Genomic DNA, 22,814 nt, shown 5'->3' with positions numbered 1-22,814 from the left:
ATGCGTCAGCGTGGCTTCACTCTGATTGAAATATTGATCTCCTTGTTTATTGGAGCGATTCTCCTCGGAGGTGTGGTAGCTACCTATGTGAGCATGCGCGTAACAACAAAAGATACAATGGCGATAGGGGAGCTGCAAGAAATAGGGCGATTATCATTGACTTTATTGCGCCGAGATCTGGAGCAAATTGGTTTTTGGGGTACGTTCTACGACAAAAGTTTCAGTGCAGATAACTCCAGTGGGCCGGCAAACCCAACAGGTGACTGTTTTGGTGGTCTCAACAACGGCAGCTTTCCTGATGTAACACCAACAAATTTTCGCCCTATTTTTGCTGATTATACCGCGAACGGAAACTCTTTGGACTGTATTACTGGCGCTAAAAAAAATACCGAAGTGTTACAGCTGAAGTTTTTAGAGGGTGAGCAAATTACCAATGGTGTTGTGAGTTCAAATAAGTACTACTTTATTGCGCAACAAGAGCAAGGTGATTTTATATCGGGCCCCAGCTTTGCTGGGTTGCCGAACGTGAATGCCACACTTTGGCCCTATAGCCACCATGTGTATTTTATCCAAGAACAGCAGATCACCATAGATAACGTACAGCTCACAATCCCGGTATTAAGCCGTAAACGACTGACCGTAAATGGGGATATGACTACCGAGACAGTTATTGAAGGTGTTGAGGACATGCGTTTTCTTTTTGGTATTGATCTAGACGGTGATAGCCGTGTTGATGGTTACCGTAGTGTAAAGCAAATGACAGCAGCTGATTGGGAGAGATCCGAAGGCGTTTTAACAGTTCAAGTAATTGTCTTAGTTAGGTCTTTGGAACCTGATCCTGGCATTAAATTAAAAAATCAAACGTACACACTGGGAAGTGATAACGACAAAGTCGTACGTACCTTTTCAGATAGTTATCGGCGAACGGTATTTTCGACGACAGTTCAGCTATATAACATGGGGTCTTCAGCATGGTAAATCAGGCTAAGCAACGTGGCATGGTACTTATTGTATCAATGGTATTAATCGTGGCAGTAACGAGTATTGCTGTGACTTTGATGAGCAGTAGCACCATTGATATCAAGATCACTAACGCGGCACAGGAGCGTGAGACTGCGGAAGCCTATTTGATGGGGGAAGTGCAGCGTCTCGTTAAAAATCAAAAGCAATTGTTTGGCGCCAGCAAGTTTCATTTGACCAATGGACAAATAGATGCAAATGACAATGGTGTACATACGTTTGATAACCAAAATTTAAACAACCCAGTTGATTACGAGTTAAGAAATTTAAATAGAGGCCAGTTGGAAGTGCCATGTCCTCGTATATATAGCTATACAGAGGGCGTTGTCTGTAATATGACTGAACTAACAAGTTCTGTTGAGTATGGTGATCAAGGTCGCCATACGGTCACAGTTGTGATTGGTATCGGTCAAGAAATCCAAGATATTAAGGCAAACCAATGATGTACTTTAAACGATTACTTTTTATCTGCCTTGTTATTAGCAGTGCCGTAAATGCCGAAGACATTGAACTGTATGTAAAACACGATGTGAGTGGTTCTGAGAAGTCACGTGTCATTGTTATTTTCGATACCTCAGGCAGCATGGCGTGGGATGTAGTTGATGGCAAACGCTGTTATGAATATCGAAATTGGAGGCTGCGTTCTACAGAATGCTTCGATACATCCAAAACATCTAAAACATGTTACAAATATATCAATGGCGCCTATCGCTCGGTGACTTGTGGTGATAGCCGGTTAAAAGTGGCGCAGGCTGCGATGACCTCTTTGGTAAACGATAATCCTGATTTTGACTTTGGCTTGATGCGTTTGTATTCCAGCTCTGGTGGGTATGTATTAAATGGTATTGGCGCAGATCCAAGTGTTGTCGTCAGTAAAATCAATGCTTTGAGGGCCAGTGGTAATACCCCTTTGGCAGAAACCTTGTGGGAAGCCTACTTATATCTGACTGGCAGAGCGGTAGATTATGGTTACAATGGGGGAGATGATAGGGACAAAACAATAGAGTCCAATGGGCGTTATAAGTCACCTTTTATTCCTGTTGTTGGTGAACCAGAACGCTGCGATACCTCGACAAATATTATCTTAATGACCGATGGCGACCCAACCAGTGATACGGGAAAAAACGGCGCTATTTCTGACGAACACTTCAGAGTATTCGGTTCTTACCCATCAACCACATCAAATAGCTATTTAAGCGCATTGGCAAAATTAATGCGTGGTACGTCTCAAAAACAAGTTGATTTATACCCGACAACGGCTGATAAACAAGACTTTGCGCGCGTATATACCATAGGTTTTGGCACAGGCATGTCTAATGCAGGTAAAGCGCTTTTAAAGCAAACTGGTGAAGTGGATGGCGGGGGGGCTTATCTCCATGCCAATACGGCATCTCAGTTGTCTGAAGCGCTGAAGCTAACTATTTCAAAAATACGCGAGCAAAGTGATAGCTTTTCATCTCCTTCGGTATCAACGAGTAGTTCGGACTTAAGCCGCAGTGGCGACTCGGTGTATTTCACGATGTTTTACCCAGAAACACATACTCGTTGGGCTGGTAACTTGAAAAAGTTAAAGGTCACAGGCGGGGTTGTACATGGTGTAGGCACAACCTCCAATGCGATTAATGATAAAGGGCAAATTGATAAGTCTGTTACGACATATTGGTCAAACCCCAGAGGCAAAGATGGCAATGTCGTACTAGAGGGCGGCGTAAACTATCAATTAACTGAGCGACAAACTACACGTAAACTCTATTCAGATTTTGGTAAAGGCGCATTATACAATTTTGACTACAATACAGCATTAAATGCACATCAAGGCTCTCTTGTTAATCTGGCTGCGAAATTTGGCAGCTCCACTTCTCAAGTACAAAATACGATGTCATGGGCAAGAGGGTTGGATGTTGATGATCAAAATGGCAACCGCATCACCAATGAAAGACGCAACGATATTTTTGGGGATCCTCTGCATTCTAGACCTGTAACAATTGACTACGGTAACAATGACTTAAGGGTCATTGTAGGCACCAATGCAGGCTTCTTGCACATGTTTAAAGATAAGGGGGATACCGTTGAAGAAAGTTGGGCGTTTATCCCAGACTCACTATTGAAAGTTTTACAACCTCTGAGAAATCGTAAGCAAGATACGAAATTATACGGTATGGATGGTCCTATTACTGTGTATTTTTGGGATAAAAACGATAGCGGGGTGGTAGATTCAGGTGAAAAAGTATGGCTGATTGCAGGCATGCGACGAGGTGGTAATGAGTATTATGGATTTGATATTACTGTGCCTGATCAGCCAACGCTGATGTGGGGCGGACCCATAAAAGGTGGAGTTGGTGATTATACCGAGTTAGCGCAATCTTGGTCTAAGCCGATTGTCTCTTTTATCACGGCACAGCCTAATAAGCCTGTGCTGATTTTTGGCGCGGGTTACGATACAAATAAAGACAACGCACTGTTCTCTGAAGACAGTAAAGGTCGAGGTATTTATATTGTTGATTTAGAAAGCGGTAAGCCAATATGGTCGTTGACACCTAGCAATGGCTTTAAAGGCAAGCACAGTATTGCTGCTGACGTCAGCGTACTCGACTCTGATTATGATGGCTTTGTAGACAGGATTTATGCCGCAGATACCGGTGGTGGTATTTGGCGAGTGGACTTACCGAGCACATCTCCGGATGATAAAGACGCGCCGTGGACACATTTTAGATTTGCCAACCTAAGTGGTGGTAATGATGATGCAAAACGTCGTTTCTTCTATCGCCCCATGATTGCTAGAACCTACTTTAGCAAGGTCACTGTAGAGATTATTGATGGTAAGCCAACAAAAGTGAGACGAGATGTACCTTATGAAGGGATATTGATCGGAAGCGGTAATCGAGCTAAGCCTACCTCCACACATGTTAAAAACTTCTTGTTTATGCTCAGAGATGAAAATACTAAAACGCAATCATTTACTTCTGAGAATACACCAGCTGTGATAAGGGCGAGTCAACTATTCAATGTTACAAACGACCCGTTTAAAGCCAATCTGAACAGCTATGAGAATTTTACGACTCAAGAAGCAGAGTTAGGTAAAGCGAAAGGTTGGAAAATTAAACTTCAATCCGGCGAAAAGTCATTGTCAGCAGCGACTGCAATTGGTGGATTGGCTTATTTTACATCTTTCTCTCCAACGACCGTTTCACAGAATCAATGTGCGATAGGGGAAGGTACAGGGTATTTGTATATTGTCCACTTGCACTACGGCATGCAGGTATTCCAATTACGCCGCTATCGCACCACTGCGACACTACCTGATACACCCAGAACACATTATGATGTGTATGAAGATCCAATCACCAAGAAAAAGACAGTAAAAGCTAAAATTATTAGCCCTACAGTGATAAAAGAAGATGCGGTTGATCCGATGTTTGGTAACAACCCCGCAGATGGCATTGATCCACAACGGCTTGAGCCACCCAATGTGTATAAAAACGCAGACGGGTCTGCAAATGTGCCAAGTGTATCGCCTTTGACGATAACTTATGAAACAAGACAATTGTTTATTTATAAGAAAGAAGATAATGATGAAAAGTGATATACGGCTTCACACTGGATTTACCTTGATAGAGCTGGTAATTGTGGTTGCTATTGTTGGTATTTTAGCAACCTTAGCTTACCCAAATTACTCTAATTATTTGAAGCGAGGAGCACGCTCTGATGCCATGACCCTGTTGCTAGATGGTGCAAACAAGCAGGAGCAGTATTTTGTAGACAATCGAGAGTATACGAGTAAATTATCTGATATTGGCATACCAACAACTAGCGAAAACGGGTACTTTACCATTACGGTTGTACTGAGTAATAACGGGTATACTTTGACTGCAACTGCGGCAAGTGGCCCTGTCAGCGGCGATACAGAGTGCACTACGCTATCAATAAACAATTTGGGTATTAAGTCTGTTACAGGAACTCAAAGCGCAGATCACTGTTGGGAGCGTTAATACAAGCATCGAGAGGTATCCTTTAGCTTTGTACGTCCGGTTGTGCTCAGGGATAGAGATTTCCCAGACTTTGTACCGTCTCTATGTGTGACACAGTATGTAAATGTGCCATTTCCTAACCCCCAAGTGGTGCCTGTGTGTTTAAACGTAATGGCGTTTCTTGGATATGTAAGGTCATCGTTGGTGGCAATTTTAGAAGTTACTCGCAATATAGTGTCTCGGTTATCTAACCATCCGAGTTTGCCTCTATCAATAAACAAAGTGAGTTCCCTGTCCCAGTAACCTCGAGAGCAGCGGTTTTCGATTAACGGACATAAAGTGATCCGTTCACCTGAATATATGGCTTTGAGTCGTGCAAAGCTAACCAGTCTGTCTAAATGCATCAAAGCGTTTTTAGGCCTATTAACAATGAGAATCTCACTCATTGAAGGAATAGCTAACATGATTACAATTGCACAGATCAGCAAAGTAATAATCAGTTCTAACATTGAAAAGCCTTGTATATTCCTTTTTTCTACCCACATCATTCATCCTCCGCGTTAGCGAATAATAAGTTATATATAGCTGGGTAGAATTTAAGGGCGAACGCGTGTACAACGCGTTAGCTAAGGCTGCCAGAAAATACTGAATTTATTATTTTTGTGTGTCTTTTTACGATAAAGTGAAGTGATATGAAAAGGTTAATCTTTCTCACCAATATTGACACCACCACGCGCTAAGTACACGTTTGGGTGGTGTCTCCGGTAAACAACGCTGTACCAGCTTGGGTAATACTCAGGCTTTGGTTTTGTGTGGTTGTTCCATTAGGGCAATATATAAAATTACCATTTTGCCCATTACCCAAGCGACCGCTGGAATCAAATTTTAGTGATGCAACTGGGTAATTCAGCGTATCGTTTTCGGTTACTTTTTCCATTACTCTCAGTATATTATCGGTATTCACTGTGAAGGTACCATTATTATCTCGATCTACAAAAATAACGATGCGATTGCTTTGCCAGTTTGCTAAACAAGTAAAGTCCCTGTTTTCCAATAGCAACTTTTCTAATACTGGGCAAACGATGACTATTTCATCACTCGCAGTTGCTTTTGCTCTAGCAAACGTAACGCTACGTTTGAGCTCAAGTAAAAAACTCTGTGCACGGTTTTCATGATAGGTGGTACTAGTGAAGAAAAATGTGAGGGAGGCCAAAATGCCTAAAATGGCAACTGTCATTAACAATTCCAGTAAGCTCATGCCTTGTTGGTGTCGCATGGAAAGCTCCTAATCTAGGCTGGTGTTGATACTTTATTTTGCGCCTTTTCAATATATTATTCAACTGCTAAGTTTGCCTTGCTTGCCCCTATTGTCTAAAATCGACGCATTACCATAGGAAGCATGATAATCATGAAGAAGATTGAAGCAATTATTAAACCATTTAAGTTAGATGATGTGAGAGAAGCCCTGTCTGATATAGGCATAACCGGTATGACTGTTTGTGAAGTTAAAGGTTTTGGGCGTCAAAAAGGCCATACAGAGTTATATCGTGGTGCAGAATATATGGTTGATTTCCTACCTAAAGTGAAATTAGACATTGTATTGGCAGAAGAAGATGTTGAGCGTGCGATTGACGTTATTTTAAAAACGGCGCAAACCGGTAAGATCGGCGATGGTAAGATATTTGTCACTGAAGTTGAGCGAGTTGTTAGGATCCGTACTGGTGAAGAAGACGAAGAAGCAATTTAATGTTGCTTTCATTGCTTGTTGATCAGGCATCAGTGATGCCTGATCAAATATATTTAACGCTGATTAAGTGCTTTTGTTTTTCTCACGTTTTCACTCAATTCTGTTAACCCTAGTTTATCGTAGCTTTTTTCCATCATATCCAGCGCTTCAAGTAAATAGCTGCTCTGAGAGTAATGCTCAACAACGTACTTACCTCTGTTTGCTGCCGCAAGGTATGCTTCGCGCTCATAGTAATAATTGGCAATTTTTAGCTCATAACGTGCCATTTTATTAAGCAACCATGCTAAGCGTTTTTTTGCTTCAGGTGTATAACTACTGTCAGGGTAGTTTTTCACCAAAGTAGATAAATCTTGAAATGCGACACGCGTTTTACTGACATCTCGGTCTGCGCGGTCTACGCCAAAGTACTCTTGGAACGCGTTTTCATCAGCTTTGATATTAACAAGGCCACGCATGTAGTACATGTAATCAAGGTTTTTATGATTTGGATTTAAGCGAATAAAACGGTCAATGGTTGCAAGCGCCTGATCTACATTCCCAGTTTGGTAGTAGGCATAGACCAAATCCATTTGTACTTGTCTTGAATACGGGCCAAACGGATAGCGGGCATTAATTGCACCAAGCAGTTGAATGGCTCTGGCATACAAGCCAGAGTCTAAAGTGCGCTTAGCATCGTCATACAAAGCCTGTACTGACTTATTTGGTACACGTTCAATCTCTTCTTGTTCTGGTGCTGAAGAACATGCGGCTAATCCTAGTATAGATGCGCTAATAAACACTGCAGCAGCGCGTTTTCCCAACTTCATTATCATTTTATTTTACTACCTTCGTTGTCTTCGGCTAGGCCAAGTCGGTAAAACCGAGTAAACTATGCATTTATGCGATTCTAACCCAGTCGAGCGAGGCTTGCACTGGTAATTTAGGTAAAGTTACACATGTCAGAGCAAATTTCTCTACAAGCCGAAGTGCCAATCGAGTTAGGCGGTAAACGTCTAGACCAAATATTAGCGCAATTGTTCCCGGATTTTTCACGTTCAAGAATAAAAACTTGGATTTTAGATGAAAAGGTGACAGTTAATGGTCAAACATTGAGCACACCGAAAGAAAAACTATTTGGTGGTGAAGTCGTAGAGATCGAAACACAAATAGAAGCAGAGCGCGAATACGAAGCGCAAGATATTGCATTAGATATTGTTTATGAAGATGAAGATATCCTAGTGATCAATAAGCCAATGGGCTTAGTCGTCCATCCAGGGGCCGGCAATCCAAATGGCACTGTGCTAAACGCATTACTATATCATCATCCAGATATTATCAACGTGCCTCGCGCCGGCATTGTGCATCGTCTAGATAAAGACACAACAGGGTTGATGGTTGTTGCCAAAACAATTCAGGCGCAAACCCACCTAGTAAAAAACCTGCAAGCACGAACTAACTTTACCCGTGAGTACGAAGCTATCTGTAATGGTACTATGACTGCGGGTGGTGTGATTGAAAAGCCGATTGGGCGTCATGCAACTAAACGTACTCATATGGCTGTACATGAAATGGGCAAACCTGCTATCACACATTACCGTGTTGCAGAAAAATTTAGAGCTCATACGCGTTTGAGATTGCGCTTGGAAACGGGTAGAACACACCAAATCCGTGTACATATGGCTTATTTGAAACACCCTCTAATAGGGGATCAGTTATATAATGGTCGCCCTTGTCCCCCGAAAAATGCGTCAGCAGAGTTTTTAGATACGCTACGGGGTTTTAAGAGACAAGCATTGCATGCGGTTAAACTAAGTATCGCGCACCCTATTACAGGTGAAAAAATGACTTGGGAAGCGCCGATCCCTGATGATATGCAAGCGCTTACTGACATGTTACGGTCTGATACTAAAGCTAACCCACAAATTGAATATTAATCATATGATATTGCCTCAATGGCCTGTGCAACATCAAGTCGGTGCTGTATCCAGCACCCGCTTGGGTGGGTACTCTTGTGCGCCTTATGACACCTTTAATCTTGCCTACCACGTTGGTGATAACAGCGAGCATGTTGCAAAGAATCGAGCTGTCTTAGAAAGTTACCTGCCAGCAGCGCCAACTTGGGTTAATCAAGTACATGGTTGTGATATACACGTAGTTGATACCAAAACAGATGCTAGCCTGCTAGTGAATGCCGATGCCCTATACACTCGGTTAAGACGTCAGCCGTTGGCCATTATGACGGCAGATTGTTTACCTATTCTACTCGCCAGTCAGTGTGGCAGAGAAGTTGCCGCAGTCCATGGTGGCTGGCGACCACTGGCTGGGGGGATCATTGCAAAAACGACGCAGCACTTTGAGGCTTCTCCTGATAAACTTGTAGCATGGCTGGGACCTGCAATTGGCCACAATGCATTTGAGGTTGGTTCTGAAGTCAAAGATACTTTTATTGCACAGTCCCCTGAGCTGTCAGAGGCTTTTAGAACCATTGGTAATGGGAAATACCTCGCAGATATTTTTTTAATTGCCCAGATGCAGTTACAAGCCCTTAATGTCAATAGCATCTATACCGATAAGCTATGTACATTCAGTAATAAAGAACAATTCTTCTCGTATCGACGTGACGGCCAATGTGGTCGTATGGCTACGGTAATTTGGCGTAAATAAATTCTCTTCGCCACTTGAACAAATTCGCTAAAGGACCCACTTAAAGAAGTAGTTAAGATTACTTAGGTGTGGAGTCTCATGCGTTTAGATAGATTTACCAGCAAGTTTCAAAGTGCGTTGTCAGACGCTCAGTCTCTAGCTTTAGGCAGAGATCATCAATTTATAGAACCTGTGCATTTAATGTATGCACTGTTACAGCAAACAGGTTCAAGCGTCAGGGCACTCTTTGCCCAAGCGGGTGTCAGCGCTGATGAACTCAATACCAAATTATCCCAATCTATAGAGCGGCTTTTTAAAGTCGAAGGGGTTGGCGGAGATGTTCAGCTGTCTAATACGCTCATTTCGCTTATCAATCTCTGTGATAAATATGCACAAAAGCGCAAGGATAAATATATTTCTAGTGAAGTATTTGTATTTGCCGCGTGTGAAGATAAAGGGGAACTGGGCGATATATTCCGAGCGTTGAATATAACCCAAGACAAGGTTGAAAAAGCGATTAAAGCTATCCGTGGCGGCCAAAAGGTCGACGACCCAAATGCAGAGGAAACACGCCAAGCACTCGAAAAATATACAATTGACCTAACGGAGCGGGCAGAGCAAGGCAAATTAGATCCTGTTATTGGTCGAGATGACGAAATTAGACGTACAATTCAGGTACTGCAACGACGTACAAAAAACAACCCTGTTCTCATCGGCGAACCCGGAGTTGGTAAAACGGCGATTGTTGAAGGCTTGGCTCAGCGTATAGTCAACGGGGAAGTGCCTGAAGGGTTAAAGCACAAACGTGTGTTATCGCTGGATCTGGGGGCGCTCGTTGCTGGAGCTAAATACCGTGGCGAATTTGAAGAACGTTTGAAGTCTGTTTTAAACGAGTTAGCCAAAGAAGAAGGCAGTGTGATTTTATTTATCGATGAGATCCACACTATGGTCGGCGCTGGTAAAACCGATGGCGCAATGGATGCTGGCAATATGTTGAAGCCTGCACTGGCACGAGGTGAGCTCCATTGTGTGGGGGCAACGACGCTGGATGAATATCGTCAATATATTGAAAAAGATGCAGCGCTGGAAAGGCGTTTCCAAAAAGTATTTGTCTCAGAGCCGACAGTCGAAGACACCATTGCCATTTTGCGCGGGTTGAAAGAGCGTTATGAATTGCACCATTCTGTTGATATTACAGATCCTGCAATCGTTGCTGCAGCAAATTTATCACACCGCTATATCAGCGATAGACAGCTTCCTGATAAAGCCATAGATCTGATCGACGAAGCGGGATCATCTATTCGTTTGCAAATTGACTCAAAACCCGAGCAGCTTGATAAGTTAGAAAGACGCATAATTCAATTGAAGCTGGAAGACAACGCGCTGGCGAAAGAAAAAGATGAAGCCAGTCAAAAACGCCGCACTGAAATGCAAACATTGATAGCACAACTGGAATCTGAGTATACAGAACTAGATGAAGTGTGGAATGCTGAGAAAGCGTCATTGCAAGGCACACAAGTGATCAAAGCCGAGCTGGAACAGGCAAGACTTGATCTGGAAGTAGCGCGCAGGGCAAGTGACTTACAACGCATGTCTGAACTGCAATACGGTAGGATCCCAGCGTTAGAGCGCAAGCTAGATTTGGCTTCTCAGGCTGAAATGCAAGAAATGAGCTTGCTGAAAAATCAAGTGTCTGAAGACGAAATTGCAGAAATTTTATCGCGCTGGACGGGGATCCCAGTCGCAAAAATGCTACAGGGGGAGCGGGAAAAGCTACTCCATATGGAAGATGAACTTCACCAAAAAGTAATTGGTCAAGACGAAGCTGTTAACGCCATTGCAAATGCAATTCGTCGTTCTCGAGCAGGTCTTGCAGATCCAAATCGTCCTATCGGCTCATTCTTATTTCTGGGCCCAACTGGGGTTGGTAAAACAGAGCTGACCAAAGCACTGGCTAATTTTATGTTTGATACTGAAGATGCCATGGTACGCATCGATATGTCAGAGTTTATGGAAAAACATTCGGTTGCACGTTTAGTAGGTGCACCGCCTGGCTATGTTGGCTATGAAGAGGGAGGATACCTTACGGAAGCTGTGCGTCGTCGGCCTTATTCAGTGGTATTGCTTGATGAAGTAGAAAAGGCACACCCAGATGTGTTCAATATTTTATTGCAAGTGCTGGATGACGGGCGATTGACCGATGGCCAAGGAAGAACCGTTGATTTCAAGAATACGGTGATCATTATGACTTCAAACTTGGGCTCAGATGTGATCCAAGAGCAAGCTGGAAGTAATGACTTTGTGGCATTAAAAAGCAAATTAATGGATGTGTTAAGTACTCAGTTTAGACCCGAGTTTATTAACCGAATTGATGAAACCGTTGTGTTTCACCCTCTGGTTACTGAGCACATAAAACAGATCGCCCGTATTCAGCTAGATAAGTTGTCGGCTCGCCTTAAAGACAATGGCTTTGCATTTGAAGTCAGTGAACCGGCGCTTGAAAAAATTGCGCAAAGCGGCTTTGATCCTGTGTTTGGTGCAAGGCCTTTGAAAAGGGCAATTCAGCAGTATATTGAAAACCCGTTAGCGCAAAGTCTGTTGCAAGGGGATTTCAACGGTAACACCATGATTGCCGTGGATATTGAAGATGATAAAATTCAATTTAATGGCCGCTAAACTGAGCTTATAAGCGTTTTTGGAGGCTGTCTCTATTTGTTATGAACCCCCTAAAGAACACGATGAAGTTGTTTGGGGGGTCTTGCTTTTATATGTTAAATTTAACAACTATTTAGTCAATCTTGATGAAAATAAATGAATAAAAAATACACACAAGCTGGCGTTGTGCATTTTGGCACCGCTGATGCGCTTCAAACCCAAATTATGCCTATGCCATCACTAGAGCCTGAGCAAGTTTTTATTCGTGTTATCTCATCTTCAGTCAATCCTATAGATGTTAAAACTCGAGCTGGTTTGGGCTATGTAGCTCAATCTAAAGCCCAAGATGCATTTTTGCCTCTAGGTTATGATCTTTACGGAGTGGTAGAGGAAACTGGCGAGCAGGTTAAAGGTGTCAAGGTTGGTGATACTGTTTTAGGTATGGCCGGGTTTCCCACTAAACCGGGTTGTTATGCAAGCCATGTTACGGCACATCACAATGAGTTAATTGTGGTCGATGCGAAAGTTTCTGAGCGCTTAGCGGGTCTGAGTCTTGCGGGATTAACTGCATTACAGGCATTAGATAAGCTTGATGTAGACGGTGGCACGCTATTTATCAATGCACCAACGGGTGGCGTTGGTCATTTGGCGCTACAATTGGCATTGCGTAAAGGCTTTGATGTTGTTGCTGTAACGTCGCGCAAGGCGATTATGAAGGCAATGAACTTTGATGTTCCGGTGATGTCATACGATGAATTCTTTATGCAAGTGAGAGCTGGCCAATTACTAGATTTAGTCGGTGGAAAGCTCGCTTGCACTATGTTGTCAAATATGAAAAGTGGCGCGGCATTTGTTACGGTACCGTCAATAACAAAAGATGAGGTTATTGCGCATGCTGCATCATGTGGTGCACATGGTGAGAGCATGTTAGTACAGGCAAATCCCAACCAGCTTGATGAACTGTATCAAGCTGTTGCAACACAACAGCTACGCATTGTTGTGAGCAAAAAATTCAAGCTAGATGAGATTGCTTTGGCTCACAAGTTTATTGAGCAAGGCGAGCACTTTGGTAAAGTAATTATTGTGGCTTGAGTATTTTAAATTTGCCCCCATTGAAGGTGGCATAACTTAAGCTTGGTCCGAGCCTCGAGGTATTTTTTTGAAACACACTAATTTAGAAAGCAAGTTAGAAACACTTGCCAACACTGCGCTTGTCCCTTCTTTATCGAGCATCCAGCGTGGTATTGAACGAGAAGCTTTACGGATCCAGCCATCCGGCAAAATTGCTAAAACGTCTCACCCAAAAGGTGTGGGGCACCCGCTCACACATAATTCAATCACGACGGATTTTTCAGAGTCTCTACTTGAGTTTATTACGCCTGTTAGCACGTCGGCTGAGCAAACGTTGTCTCAACTAAGAGATCTACAGAAATACACATTGGCAAATATGGGTGATGAAATGCTCTGGCCTATGAGTATGCCTTGTTTTATAGAAGATCAAGACGATATTGTGCTGGCACAGTTTGGCAACTCAAATATCGGCAAAATGAAAACTTTGTACCGAGAAGGGTTGAAAAATCGCTATGGTAGCATGATGCAAGCTATTGCCGGTGTACACTTTAATATGTCGTTTCCAGATGCTTTTTGGGATGCACTTAAAGCCACTGAGCAAAACCAAGATACGCTGCAAGACTTTATATCAAACAAGTACTTAGGCTTGATCCGAAACTTTAAACGAGAGCTTTGGTTAATTAGCTACTTATTTGGTGCTTCCCCAGCGCTATGTCGTTCGTTTTTGCAAGGAAAGGAAAGTGACCTACCGTTTGAAGCGTCAGGTAAAGGCACCTTGTATTTGGCAAAGGGCACGGCATTAAGGTTAGGCGATCTCGGTTATACGAACAGCGCACAGTCTTCGCTTAAAGTGATGTATAACAGCCTCCCCGAATATGTTAAAGGGTTGCAAACGGCGATCCGCTGCCGCTCAGACTTGTATGAAAGTATTGATGATTATCGTGCTTCTGAACCAAAGCAACTCAATAAAAATATTCTCCAAATTGAAAACGAATTTTATTCGCCAATTCGTCCTAAACGTAATGCTAATCCACAAGAGACGCCAACACAGGCACTTGCCCGTGGTGGCATTGAGTATATAGAGATCCGTGCTCTAGATGTGAATCCATTCTCCGATACCGGGATTAGTTTAGAGCAGATCAGGTTTTTGGATGTATTTTTGACTTATTGTCTGTTAAAAGATTCTCCAGAGATGAGTTGGGATGAGCAGCAAGTTTCTGATAAAAACCTGCAAAGTGTCATTAGTACGGGGAGAGATACAGAAACTCAGTTACAGCAAGGCGACTCTGCTGTTTCGGTGGAAGCTTGGGCAAAGAGTATCTTCAGTGATTTAATTAAGGTAGCAAGTCTATTTGATAAGGCGCATGGCAACAATGCGTATTCAGATACCATAGCTACTATGGCTGCGTGGGTAGATAACTCAGATGAAACCTTTTCAGGGAAGCTGGTAGCGGCCCTTGGTGCGCAAAGTGCTGACTCTTCTGAACAGGCTCTTGAGCTTGCGAAACAGTATAAAGAGGAACATCTGCAACGAGCGTATCAGTTTTATCAAGAGGCTGAATTAAACGCACAAGCAGCCCAATCATTCATTGATGAACAAGCGATTTGTCAAAGTGACGAATTGACATTAAAAGCGTTTTTGCAAGACTACTTCGAAAAGGCATAAAAAAACGCAGCCCATGGGGCTGCGTATAAAAATATCAGGGATGAAACAATGCTAAACTGCTGCATTCAAGTACTATGACCCTAGCAAATTGAAAAAGTTCAGGTGAGTTTAAAAAAAATGAGAAAAAAAATAATATTTTTGCCTCTACTCTTAGCATTAACTGGGTGCGCGACAGCGCCACCAAAGCAACCCAATGATATTTGTAAGATTTTTGAAGAAAAAGAAGATTGGTATTACGATGCTCGAGATGCGCAAGAAAAGTGGGGATCACCAAAGCACGTCTTGATGAGTATGATGTATCAAGAAAGCTCCTTTAGACACGATGCTGCACCGCCGATGGAGTATTTTCTAGGTTTTATTCCCATAGGGCGAGCTAGCTCTGCTTATGGTTACTCTCAGGCAAAAACCATGACTTGGAGTGATTATATTCGTGAAACAGGTAACTCAGGTGCAGATAGAGATGACTTTGAGGATGCTATCGACTTCATGGGTTGGTTTGTTTATAAAACCCATAAAGTGAATGGTGTTTCCAAGTGGGATGCTTATGCTCAATACTTAAATTATCACGAAGGGTGGGGCGGATATCGCCGCGGCACTTACAAGAAGAAGCAGTGGTTAGTGAAAGTTGCAAATAAGGTTAAGCACCGAGCTTCTCGATATGGAGCCCAACTTCGTAAGTGTGAAGATGATTTGAATAAGAGTTGGTTTGAAAGGTTGTTCTCTTAAGCAGGAAAATAACCTAAATTACTTTGAATAGAAAAACGGGTTTAGTATTGCTAAACCCGTATTTGATTAAGCTTCTTTTCGTGCTGGCTGTTGCAGTGGAAAAATTTTAACCATCTTGATCATATTTTCTTTCACTTCCATCACTTCCATTGGATAGTTTGCGATTTTTAAACTCAATTGTGACTCGGGTATGTCTTCCAAGTATTCAACAATCAAACCGCTCAGGGTTTTTGGTCCTTCAGTAGGCAGCTCCCAGCCCATCTCTTTGTTCAAGTCACGAATATTGGCGCTACCATCGACTAGCACAGAGCCATCGCTTTGGACTTTGACTTCATCGCTAGGGGTGGGCGTTTGGGTGGTGGTAAAGTCGCCAACAACTTCTTCAAGTATATCTTCAAGTGTTACTAAACCTTGAATATCGCCGTATTCATCAACCACTAATCCAATACGTTCTTTATTTTGCTGGAACTTTAACAACTGGGTGTTGAGAGAAGTACCCTCTGGAATGAAATAAATTTCACGAACAGCGCGTAACAGAGACGGTTTATCGAATTGTTCTTTGGTCAGCAGGCGCAGCGCATCGCGAGAGTGAATAAACCCGACAGCATCGTCGATTTGATCCCGGTATAAAAGCACTCTTGTATGCTGCGCATGGGTAAGCCGACGGGTAATGTCCTTCCAATCGTCATTGATGTCGATGGCATTGATTTCATTACGCGGGATCATGATATCTTCGACGGTAACCTGCTCAAGATCCAAAATAGACGTTAACATGTTGCCGTGATTTGTTGGCAGCATGGCACTTGATTCATTTACGACTGTTTTTAGCTCTTCTTTACTCAGACTGTGCTCTTCAATTTGTTCAGGAGACACACCAAACAGCTTTAACATGCCATTTGTGATCCAATTGACAGTGACGACAACGGGAAAAAGGACTTTTAACAATACTTTCAGTATCACAGAGCTTGGAAAGGCAACCTTTTCGGGATACAGAGCGGCAAGTGTTTTTGGCGTCACTTCTGCAAAAATCAAGATGACCAAAGTCAATGCAAAGGTTGCAACAACAATACCTGCATCTCCTAGTAGGCGCATACCAATGACTGTTGCTACTGCAGATGCAGCAATATTAACGAGGTTGTTACCGATAAGAATAAGGCCGATAAGGCGATCAGGTCTTTTTAGTAATTTATCGACCCGCTTGGCAGATTTGTTATTCTCTTTAACTAAGTGTCTGAGTCTATAGCGATTAATGGACATGATGCCAGTCTCAGAACTTGAGAAATAACCTGATATAAGTATCAGCACGCCGAGTATGATAAACAAGGCGCTGGTAGATATGTCGTCCAACAGAGGATCCCTTTTTTACTTTCGAACGGATATTAAGCGTCAGCACAGGAGCAGAGTCAAGTTCGACGCCTAATTTTTTGTATTAAAATTTGTCTAAAATGACTTCCTGGATAAATCGGCTTCCAAAATAAGCCAAAGTCACAATGCCAGAAGCGCCAATAACAGCAAAGACAACAGGCTTTCCACGCCAGCCAAATTGATGATGACCCAATGTGACAGCTGTAAAAATAGTCCATGCGATTAGAGAAAGCACTGTTTTGTGGATAGAAGCTTTGGCAAACATGCCATCTAAAAATACAAACCCGGCCAACAACGCCAAGGTTAAGAGTCCTGTTCCCACTGTAAGCAGTTGATAAAGTTGGGACTCTACTTGCATTAATGGGGGGAGGTGACTATTCATAATTGCAAGGTCTTTGCTTTTTAGACGTTTGTCGATGAAATAAAATTGGACAGCGTATAGCGTGGCGATGATCAGAATACAATAGGCCAACAGTGATAATGAAATATGTGTGACCAGGCCAATGTCGACATGGATATCATCCATAATAATGTGATGTGGAATAAACAAACTTGCAATCAATAGAATAGCTGCAAAGCCGTAGACAACGGGTAAAAGTAAAGTCGCGGGAAACTTCAATGAAACTGTTGTGACAGAAACCACAATGACCCAGCAAGTCAACAGCGCAATATTGATGGTACTCAAATCTTGCCCGTGTTGAGTAAACACCGAATTCACTAAAACCAGCATATGGCTCAAAATTGCAACCGTGCTTAGAATAACGGTTAGCTTCTGACTTGGGCCCTCTTTGTGGAATAAACGTGAAAGCACGTGTCCGGTTGCTAGTATATAAAACAGGCTCGCCAACAATGACAAAATGATGATCATGAACTTTGTGTCTACTTTCGTGGTCCTTTAATAGGCTATTGTATTTTAAGCCTCGCCGCTTGCATAGACTTTGTAAAAAGAATCTTTGTATAACTTGAATACTGTATTAGTTGCGCGCATATCAGTATAATGTTGCGTAATTACGAGATAGTGGAAGCGATACATGTTTGAGAACCTCCAAGAACGCTTAGGAAAAACGCTTAAAAACATCAGTGGCAGGGGCCGACTGACCGAAGACAATATTAAAGAAACACTACGCGAAGTGCGCATGGCTTTACTGGAAGCTGATGTGGCATTGCCTGTGGTACGCGAGTTTGTAAAGCAAGTTAAAGAGCGTGCTGTTGGTGTAGAAGTAACCAAAAGTCTAAGTCCTGGTCAGGTTTTCATTAAAATTGTTCGTGAAGAACTTGAGAAAGCGATGGGTGAAGCTAACGAAGAGCTTAACCTCAACGCACAGCCGCCAGCAGTTGTCATGATGGCTGGTTTACAAGGTGCTGGTAAGACGACCAGTGTCGGTAAACTTGCTAAATTTCTGAAAGAGAAAAAGAAAAAATCTGTATTGGTTGTCAGTGCCGACGTTTATCGTCCTGCCGCAATCAAACAGCTTGAGACCTTAGCTTCAGAAGTTGATGTTGAGTTTTTCCCCAGTGATATTTCACAAAAGCCTGTTGATATTGCAAACAATGCAGTAAGTCACGCCAAGAAAAAATTCATCGACGTGGTGCTGGTGGATACCGCTGGTCGTCTTCATGTCGATAGTGACATGATGGAAGAGATCAAAGCGCTACACGCGGCGATAAACCCAATTGAAACCCTATTTGTTGTTGACTCCATGACCGGTCAAGATGCGGCAAACACGGCAAAAGCATTTGATGAAGCGCTACCGCTGACAGGTGTGATCTTAACGAAAACTGATGGTGATGCTCGCGGTGGTGCTGCACTGTCAATCCGTAATATAACGGGTAAGCCAATTAAATTTATGGGTGTCGGTGAACGTACTGACGCATTAGAGCCATTCCACCCTGATCGTATCGCATCTCGTATTCTTGGTATGGGTGATGTTTTATCACTGATCGAGGAAGTCGAAGCAAAAGTTGACAAAGATAAAGCGGCTAAGGTTGCAGAAAAGGTATTTAAAGGGGATGGCTTTACCCTTGAAGACTTCGCTGAGCAGTTGAAGCAAATGAAAAACATGGGCGGCATGATGTCCATGCTTGAAAAGCTGCCTGGTATGAATAATTTACCGGATGCGGTTAAAGGGCAAGTTAACGACAAAACCTTTAATCAAATGGAAGCGATTATCAGCTCTATGACGCCGAAAGAGCGTGCCCGTCCTGAAATCATCAAAGGCTCGCGTAAAAAGCGTATTGCAGCTGGCTCAGGTACTCAGGTACAAGACATCAATAAGCTGCTAAAGCAATTTACACAAATGCAGAAAATGATGAAAAAGATGAAAGGCAAAGGCGGCATGATGAAAATGATGCGAGGCATGAAAGGTATGATGCCACCGGGTATGTTTGGCGGCGGTGGCCCTAAATTTTAATTTGCCAAAATGTGAAAAGGGAAGTGGTGACACTTCCCTTTTTGATCTAACGTTGCTCAATTTAGCTGAGTTTCAATTTAATCTTGAGCAGTTTCAGTGCTGGTGTTGAGCTCTTTTCTGGCCAACTTAGTGAGTCTGACTAACTCCATTCTAACAGCTTGACTATCCATGCACACATTTTCAAATTGAATGTAGTAGTTTTTCTCATTGGCTCGTAGGTAACAGCCATCAGGCACTATGGTCGTCATAATAACGTGTTCCGCTTCGATCTGATGGATAAGCTTGAGCATTAGTTGGTTAGCGTCAGCATGGTCGTCATTCATATGCTCAACCATTCTTTTTTCATCTTCTAACGTCCATTCAGGCTCTTGCGCGTCCCACTCATTTTGTTCTATCCAGAAGATATGACCAAAACCACCAATGTAGCGAACGCGTTTTACGTCCATACGCCATAGCTGGAAATCATGAGCTTGTCGGTAAGAAATCGCTTCCGGATATTGACGTTCATAACGCTCTAGCAGTGCGTCTGATTCCTCGGCTGGCACTGGTGCGGCATCACCGACGATAGTCACGCGTGCGTGGGCGTTTTGGTCACCTTGTTCAGCAGCGTCAAAAACCGTGGCACACATGCGGCTGTCTTCAGTTAGGTTGCGCGAGTGCTGAGCGATGCCGGCAATATAAAATACCAGCCTACCTTGGCTGTCCGTCATAAAAGGAGACACAGATCCAAAAGGGTAGCCCTGTAGGTTTTTAGAAAGGGTTGAGATCACACAGACAGATGACTGTCTTACTAGGGTGCGTGCTTCAAAAGCGGCTTGTTCACGCATTGGAGGCTCCTGTTAGCGGTTCTGAAAAAATCATAGGGATTTCAAAGCTGGGGTGCAAGTTAATTTGCATGCCAGCACGATAGATAGGCTGTAATACTTCTGGGCGCAATACGTCTTGCGGTTTTCCGTCATGGTAAATAATGCCATGATGTAGCAGTAAAATTCTATCAGCATATAAAGATGCGAGGTTCAAATCATGCAAAACGGCAATCACGGTATTGCCTTGTTCAGCAAACGATTTGGCTTTGCTCAGGGTAACGTGTTGATGGTGAAGATCGAGCGCAGATGTCGGTTCATCTAGCAACATCAGTTTACCCGTAGTTTGAGTGTTATGTGCATTTAATTGTGCAATACAACGCGCAAATTGTACGCGTTGAAATTCGCCCCCAGACAACACTGTGACATCTCTATCAGCCAAAGCTTCAAGAGACATTTGCGTAATAATATCGTTGACAACGTCCGCTTGTGCTTGCGCTGTTTCATGGTAAGGGTAGCGACCCATAGCAATCAGTTCTGCGGCACTAAATGCGAAGTTGACTCGGTTGTTTTGTAGTAGCATTGCTCGCTGGGTTGCGAGTGTTTGAGGATCAAGGACGTGAATCGACTGCTCATTCAATAATACCTCACCGCTGTAGTACAAATCATCGCATATTGCACTCAACAAGGTTGATTTACCCGCGCCATTTTCCCCCAGCAAGACAATAAATTCACCTTGATGGGCAGTAAACGAGAGATCGTGAATAATACGCTTGGTACCACGAGTAATGCTAATGTTTTTGCATTCAAGCATGTGCACCTCGCTTTTGTTTGATTAACTGGTAGATAAAAAATGGTGCGCCAAATAAAGCGGTGACTATGCCAATTGGCAATTCAGATGGCGCAACAATTAAGCGTGCAATCCAATCAGCCAAGAGCATGAGTAAGCAGCCTAAGAGCATGCTTAGTGGTAACATTTTGCGTAGGTCGGGGCCCACCAATAAGCGCGCGATATGTGGCACAACTAAGCCTACAAAGCCAATCATACCAGCCATTGCTACGGCGCCACCAACGCCCAAAGCAACCAAGAATACTACTTCGGTTTTAAGACGTTTAACGTTGACACCTAGATGTCTCGCATCTCGCTCTCCTAGCATCAACGCGTTGATTTGACGCTTTTTCAACAGCAACGTAATTGTACTGATGATGATCAATGGCGCACCATAAGTCATTGCTGACCAGCTAGCCCCCCCTAGAGAGCCCATTTGCCAGTATGTCATTAGGCGCAATGAACTGTCGTCCGCAAAAAAGCTAAACAAGCCTATAATTGCCATGGCTATGGCATTGATAGCTACGCCAGCGAGTAACAAAGTGGTGATTTGCACTTGCCCTTGATGATTCGCTAGACGATATATGACAGAGGTAATGGTTAATGCGCCTATAAATGCGGCAGGTGCAACCATAGCTTCATTTATAAAACTGACCTTAGGGGCCAGTGCTATCACAGCAATAGCTGCTACCGCTGCACCGCCAGTGACACCCATAAGGCTTGGATCGGCCAATGGGTTTCGGCAAAGAGCTTGGGTTGCAGCACCGCTGCAGGCAAGTACCGAGCCGACTAAAATGGCAAGCATGAGCCTTGGTAGTCTAATTTGTGACACAACGCTTATATGTAGGTCATTAATGTCGGTTGTCATTGAATTTGGTAGCAGCCATACGATGGGCATTTTCCAATCCCAGCCAACAGGGCCACTGCTTAGTGAAAGCCAAGCTAGGCTAAGCAGCAAAAAAATGCTTAGCCAGTACCATTTTAAATGTTGTTTTGAATTTAAAATAGGGAGCGTAATATTACTCATAGTGCCTGCTTACGGTGAAATGCGTCTAGTTTGGCAATGGCTTCAGGTAAGCGTGTGGTCATACCTAATGCCATTAATGAATCCATAACTAAAAGACGACATTCCTTCGCAGCGGGGATCAAAGCCAGTGCAGCTTGATTGCAAAACTTTTCTGGACCACCGGCTCCGTATACAACGTGGCTGGGCGCGATGATAAAATCGGGGTTGGCGACGAGCATAGACTCTCGATTAATTGGCTTAAATCCGTTATGTGTCGCAATGTTTTTAATGCCTGTGTAGTTAAACAGCACCTCAGGTACAGTTTCTTTACCTGCGACCATCACACCACGCTCACCTGCGGAGAGAATAAATAAGGCTTTGGTATTTGAAGGCTTAGGCTTCTCTGGTAGCTGGGACTTGAGCGATTTAATCAATGTAGCCGCCTGGTGCTCTTTTTTTAGCTCTTTTGCGACTTGGTTAATTAAAGTGTAAAGGTCATCAACTTTATCTGGCTTGTCATAATGATGAACCGGTACACCTGTACTTTTTATTTGTGTAAGCACTTCTGGGCGACCAGCACCTTCTAAAGTCAAAATCATGGTCGGTTTTTGCGACAAAATACCTTCGGCAGCGAGATCTCTATAGTAGCCAACTTTAGGTAGGGCAGCTGCTTTAGGAGGCCAAGTACTTGAGGTGTCTACGGCAACAACTTTGTCACCAGCATTTAGCGCATAAACGATGTCAGTAATTGTACCGCCTGCAACAACTAAACGTTCTGCGTTAGCCATAAAGCTGTTTAGCATCAGTAAAATACCGATAAAAAAGGTATGTTTCATTGTTCTTCTCACGTTTTGATACTTGAGTATTTGACCCAAAACTGCGCTGCAATTGCCTCAGTTTGAGCGACTAGCAAATCCCTTATGAG

Annotated in this window: 21 protein-coding genes; 12 read left to right on the top strand and 9 right to left on the bottom strand. The window is 43.2% G+C overall.

Annotated features, from left to right (window positions below; translation table 11 throughout):
• From J8M00_RS07490 to J8M00_RS07475, 4 genes are read left to right on the top strand one after another with little or no spacing between them, the layout of a single operon-like run.
• On the top strand, nt 1-978 hold the full coding sequence (locus J8M00_RS07490; RefSeq protein ID WP_211009679.1) for a PilW family protein: 978 nt from the start codon (nt 1-3) through the stop codon (nt 976-978).
• Complete coding sequence (locus J8M00_RS07485; protein WP_211009678.1) at nt 972-1,463, top strand: pilus assembly protein PilX; 492 nt, start codon at nt 972-974, stop codon at nt 1,461-1,463. The genes J8M00_RS07490 and J8M00_RS07485 overlap by 7 nt, the downstream gene beginning before the upstream one ends.
• Complete coding sequence (locus J8M00_RS07480; RefSeq protein ID WP_348772548.1) at nt 1,460-4,603, top strand: pilus assembly protein; 3,144 nt, start codon at nt 1,460-1,462, stop codon at nt 4,601-4,603. Before J8M00_RS07485 ends, J8M00_RS07480 begins: the two co-directional genes overlap by 4 nt.
• Nucleotides 4,590-5,009 (top strand): type IV pilin protein, encoded by a 420-nt coding sequence (locus J8M00_RS07475; RefSeq protein WP_282099766.1) that lies wholly within the window; start codon nt 4,590-4,592, stop codon nt 5,007-5,009. Before J8M00_RS07480 ends, J8M00_RS07475 begins: the two co-directional genes overlap by 14 nt.
• Here J8M00_RS07475 and J8M00_RS07470 read toward each other — a convergent pair.
• Both J8M00_RS07470 and J8M00_RS07465 read right to left on the bottom strand, forming a co-directional pair.
• The gene (locus tag J8M00_RS07470; RefSeq protein ID WP_282099772.1) at nt 5,006-5,533 is read right to left on the bottom strand and encodes a GspH/FimT family pseudopilin; all 528 of its coding nucleotides are present in this window, start codon (nt 5,531-5,533) and stop codon (nt 5,006-5,008) included. The two genes, J8M00_RS07475 and J8M00_RS07470, sit on opposite strands and share 4 nt — an antisense overlap.
• Before the next feature lie 191 nt (nt 5,534-5,724).
• A complete protein-coding gene (locus J8M00_RS07465; protein ID WP_211009677.1) occupies nt 5,725-6,264 on the bottom strand; it encodes a GspH/FimT family pseudopilin in 540 nt (179 codons plus the stop codon).
• 132 nt (nt 6,265-6,396) lie between these two features.
• On the opposite strand from J8M00_RS07465, the gene J8M00_RS07460 reads away from it, so the two are divergent.
• Nucleotides 6,397-6,735, top strand: a complete 339-nt coding sequence (locus J8M00_RS07460) for a P-II family nitrogen regulator (protein WP_023398607.1) — start codon at nt 6,397-6,399, stop codon at nt 6,733-6,735.
• 53 nt (nt 6,736-6,788) lie between these two features.
• On the opposite strand, the gene J8M00_RS07455 is transcribed toward J8M00_RS07460, so the two are convergent.
• Nucleotides 6,789-7,547, bottom strand: coding sequence for an outer membrane protein assembly factor BamD (locus J8M00_RS07455; RefSeq protein ID WP_023398608.1), 759 nt, complete (start codon nt 7,545-7,547; stop codon nt 6,789-6,791).
• Between the two features lie 123 nt (nt 7,548-7,670).
• Here J8M00_RS07455 and rluD point away from each other — a divergent pair, with 123 nt between their 5' ends.
• The 6 genes from rluD (at nt 7,671) to J8M00_RS07425 (ending at nt 15,475) form a co-directional block, all read left to right on the top strand.
• Nucleotides 7,671-8,648 carry a 23S rRNA pseudouridine(1911/1915/1917) synthase RluD gene (rluD, locus tag J8M00_RS07450; RefSeq protein ID WP_211009676.1) on the top strand — a complete coding sequence of 326 codons (978 nt, stop codon included), beginning with the start codon at nt 7,671-7,673 and terminating at the stop codon, nt 8,646-8,648.
• Nucleotides 8,649-8,652: 4 nt separating this feature from the next.
• Entirely contained in the window at nt 8,653-9,378 is a 726-nt protein-coding gene (pgeF, locus tag J8M00_RS07445; protein WP_211009675.1) for a peptidoglycan editing factor PgeF, read from the top strand.
• A gap of 78 nt (nt 9,379-9,456) precedes the next feature.
• Nucleotides 9,457-12,033 carry an ATP-dependent chaperone ClpB gene (clpB, locus tag J8M00_RS07440; protein ID WP_211009674.1) on the top strand — a complete coding sequence of 859 codons (2,577 nt, stop codon included), beginning with the start codon at nt 9,457-9,459 and terminating at the stop codon, nt 12,031-12,033.
• A gap of 135 nt (nt 12,034-12,168) precedes the next feature.
• A complete protein-coding gene (locus tag J8M00_RS07435) occupies nt 12,169-13,104 on the top strand; it encodes an NADP-dependent oxidoreductase (RefSeq protein ID WP_211009673.1) in 936 nt (311 codons plus the stop codon).
• Nucleotides 13,105-13,171: 67 nt separating this feature from the next.
• The gene (gene gshA / locus J8M00_RS07430) at nt 13,172-14,749 is read left to right on the top strand and encodes a glutamate--cysteine ligase (protein WP_211009672.1); all 1,578 of its coding nucleotides are present in this window, start codon (nt 13,172-13,174) and stop codon (nt 14,747-14,749) included.
• Nucleotides 14,750-14,866: 117 nt separating this feature from the next.
• A complete protein-coding gene (locus tag J8M00_RS07425; RefSeq protein WP_023398615.1) occupies nt 14,867-15,475 on the top strand; it encodes a hypothetical protein in 609 nt (202 codons plus the stop codon).
• 66 nt (nt 15,476-15,541) lie between these two features.
• Here J8M00_RS07425 and J8M00_RS07420 read toward each other — a convergent pair whose 3' ends face one another.
• Nucleotides 15,542-16,822 (bottom strand): HlyC/CorC family transporter, encoded by a 1,281-nt coding sequence (locus tag J8M00_RS07420; RefSeq protein ID WP_211009671.1) that lies wholly within the window; start codon nt 16,820-16,822, stop codon nt 15,542-15,544.
• Nucleotides 16,823-16,904: 82 nt separating this feature from the next.
• Entirely contained in the window at nt 16,905-17,708 is an 804-nt protein-coding gene (locus J8M00_RS07415; RefSeq protein WP_023398617.1) for a cytochrome C assembly family protein, read from the bottom strand.
• A 163-nt stretch (nt 17,709-17,871) separates the two neighbouring features.
• On the opposite strand from J8M00_RS07415, the gene ffh reads away from it, so the two are divergent.
• Nucleotides 17,872-19,251: a signal recognition particle protein gene (ffh, locus tag J8M00_RS07410; RefSeq protein WP_023398618.1), complete on the top strand. Its 1,380-nt coding sequence runs from the start codon at nt 17,872-17,874 to the stop codon at nt 19,249-19,251.
• A gap of 77 nt (nt 19,252-19,328) precedes the next feature.
• Here ffh and J8M00_RS07405 read toward each other — a convergent pair whose 3' ends face one another.
• Genes J8M00_RS07405 through J8M00_RS07390 form a run of 4 tightly spaced genes read right to left on the bottom strand, consistent with a single transcriptional unit; the run spans nt 19,329 to nt 22,725 of the window.
• Nucleotides 19,329-20,078 (bottom strand): HugZ family protein, encoded by a 750-nt coding sequence (locus tag J8M00_RS07405; protein WP_211009670.1) that lies wholly within the window; start codon nt 20,076-20,078, stop codon nt 19,329-19,331.
• Complete coding sequence (locus tag J8M00_RS07400; RefSeq protein ID WP_211009669.1) at nt 20,071-20,868, bottom strand: heme ABC transporter ATP-binding protein; 798 nt, start codon at nt 20,866-20,868, stop codon at nt 20,071-20,073. Before J8M00_RS07400 ends, J8M00_RS07405 begins: the two co-directional genes overlap by 8 nt.
• Complete coding sequence (locus J8M00_RS07395; protein WP_211009668.1) at nt 20,861-21,910, bottom strand: FecCD family ABC transporter permease; 1,050 nt, start codon at nt 21,908-21,910, stop codon at nt 20,861-20,863. Before J8M00_RS07395 ends, J8M00_RS07400 begins: the two co-directional genes overlap by 8 nt.
• Nucleotides 21,907-22,725, bottom strand: a complete 819-nt coding sequence (locus tag J8M00_RS07390; RefSeq protein ID WP_211009667.1) for a heme/hemin ABC transporter substrate-binding protein — start codon at nt 22,723-22,725, stop codon at nt 21,907-21,909. The genes J8M00_RS07395 and J8M00_RS07390 overlap by 4 nt, the downstream gene beginning before the upstream one ends.
• Nucleotides 22,726-22,814 lie beyond the last annotated feature (89 nt).

The sequence above is a fragment of the Pseudoalteromonas luteoviolacea genome, from assembly GCF_018100925.1.
GTDB lineage: Bacteria > Pseudomonadota > Gammaproteobacteria > Enterobacterales > Alteromonadaceae > Pseudoalteromonas > Pseudoalteromonas obscura.
The sequence above is the reverse complement of the archived record's forward strand: the minus strand, read 5'-3'. Positions and strand labels throughout refer to the sequence as shown.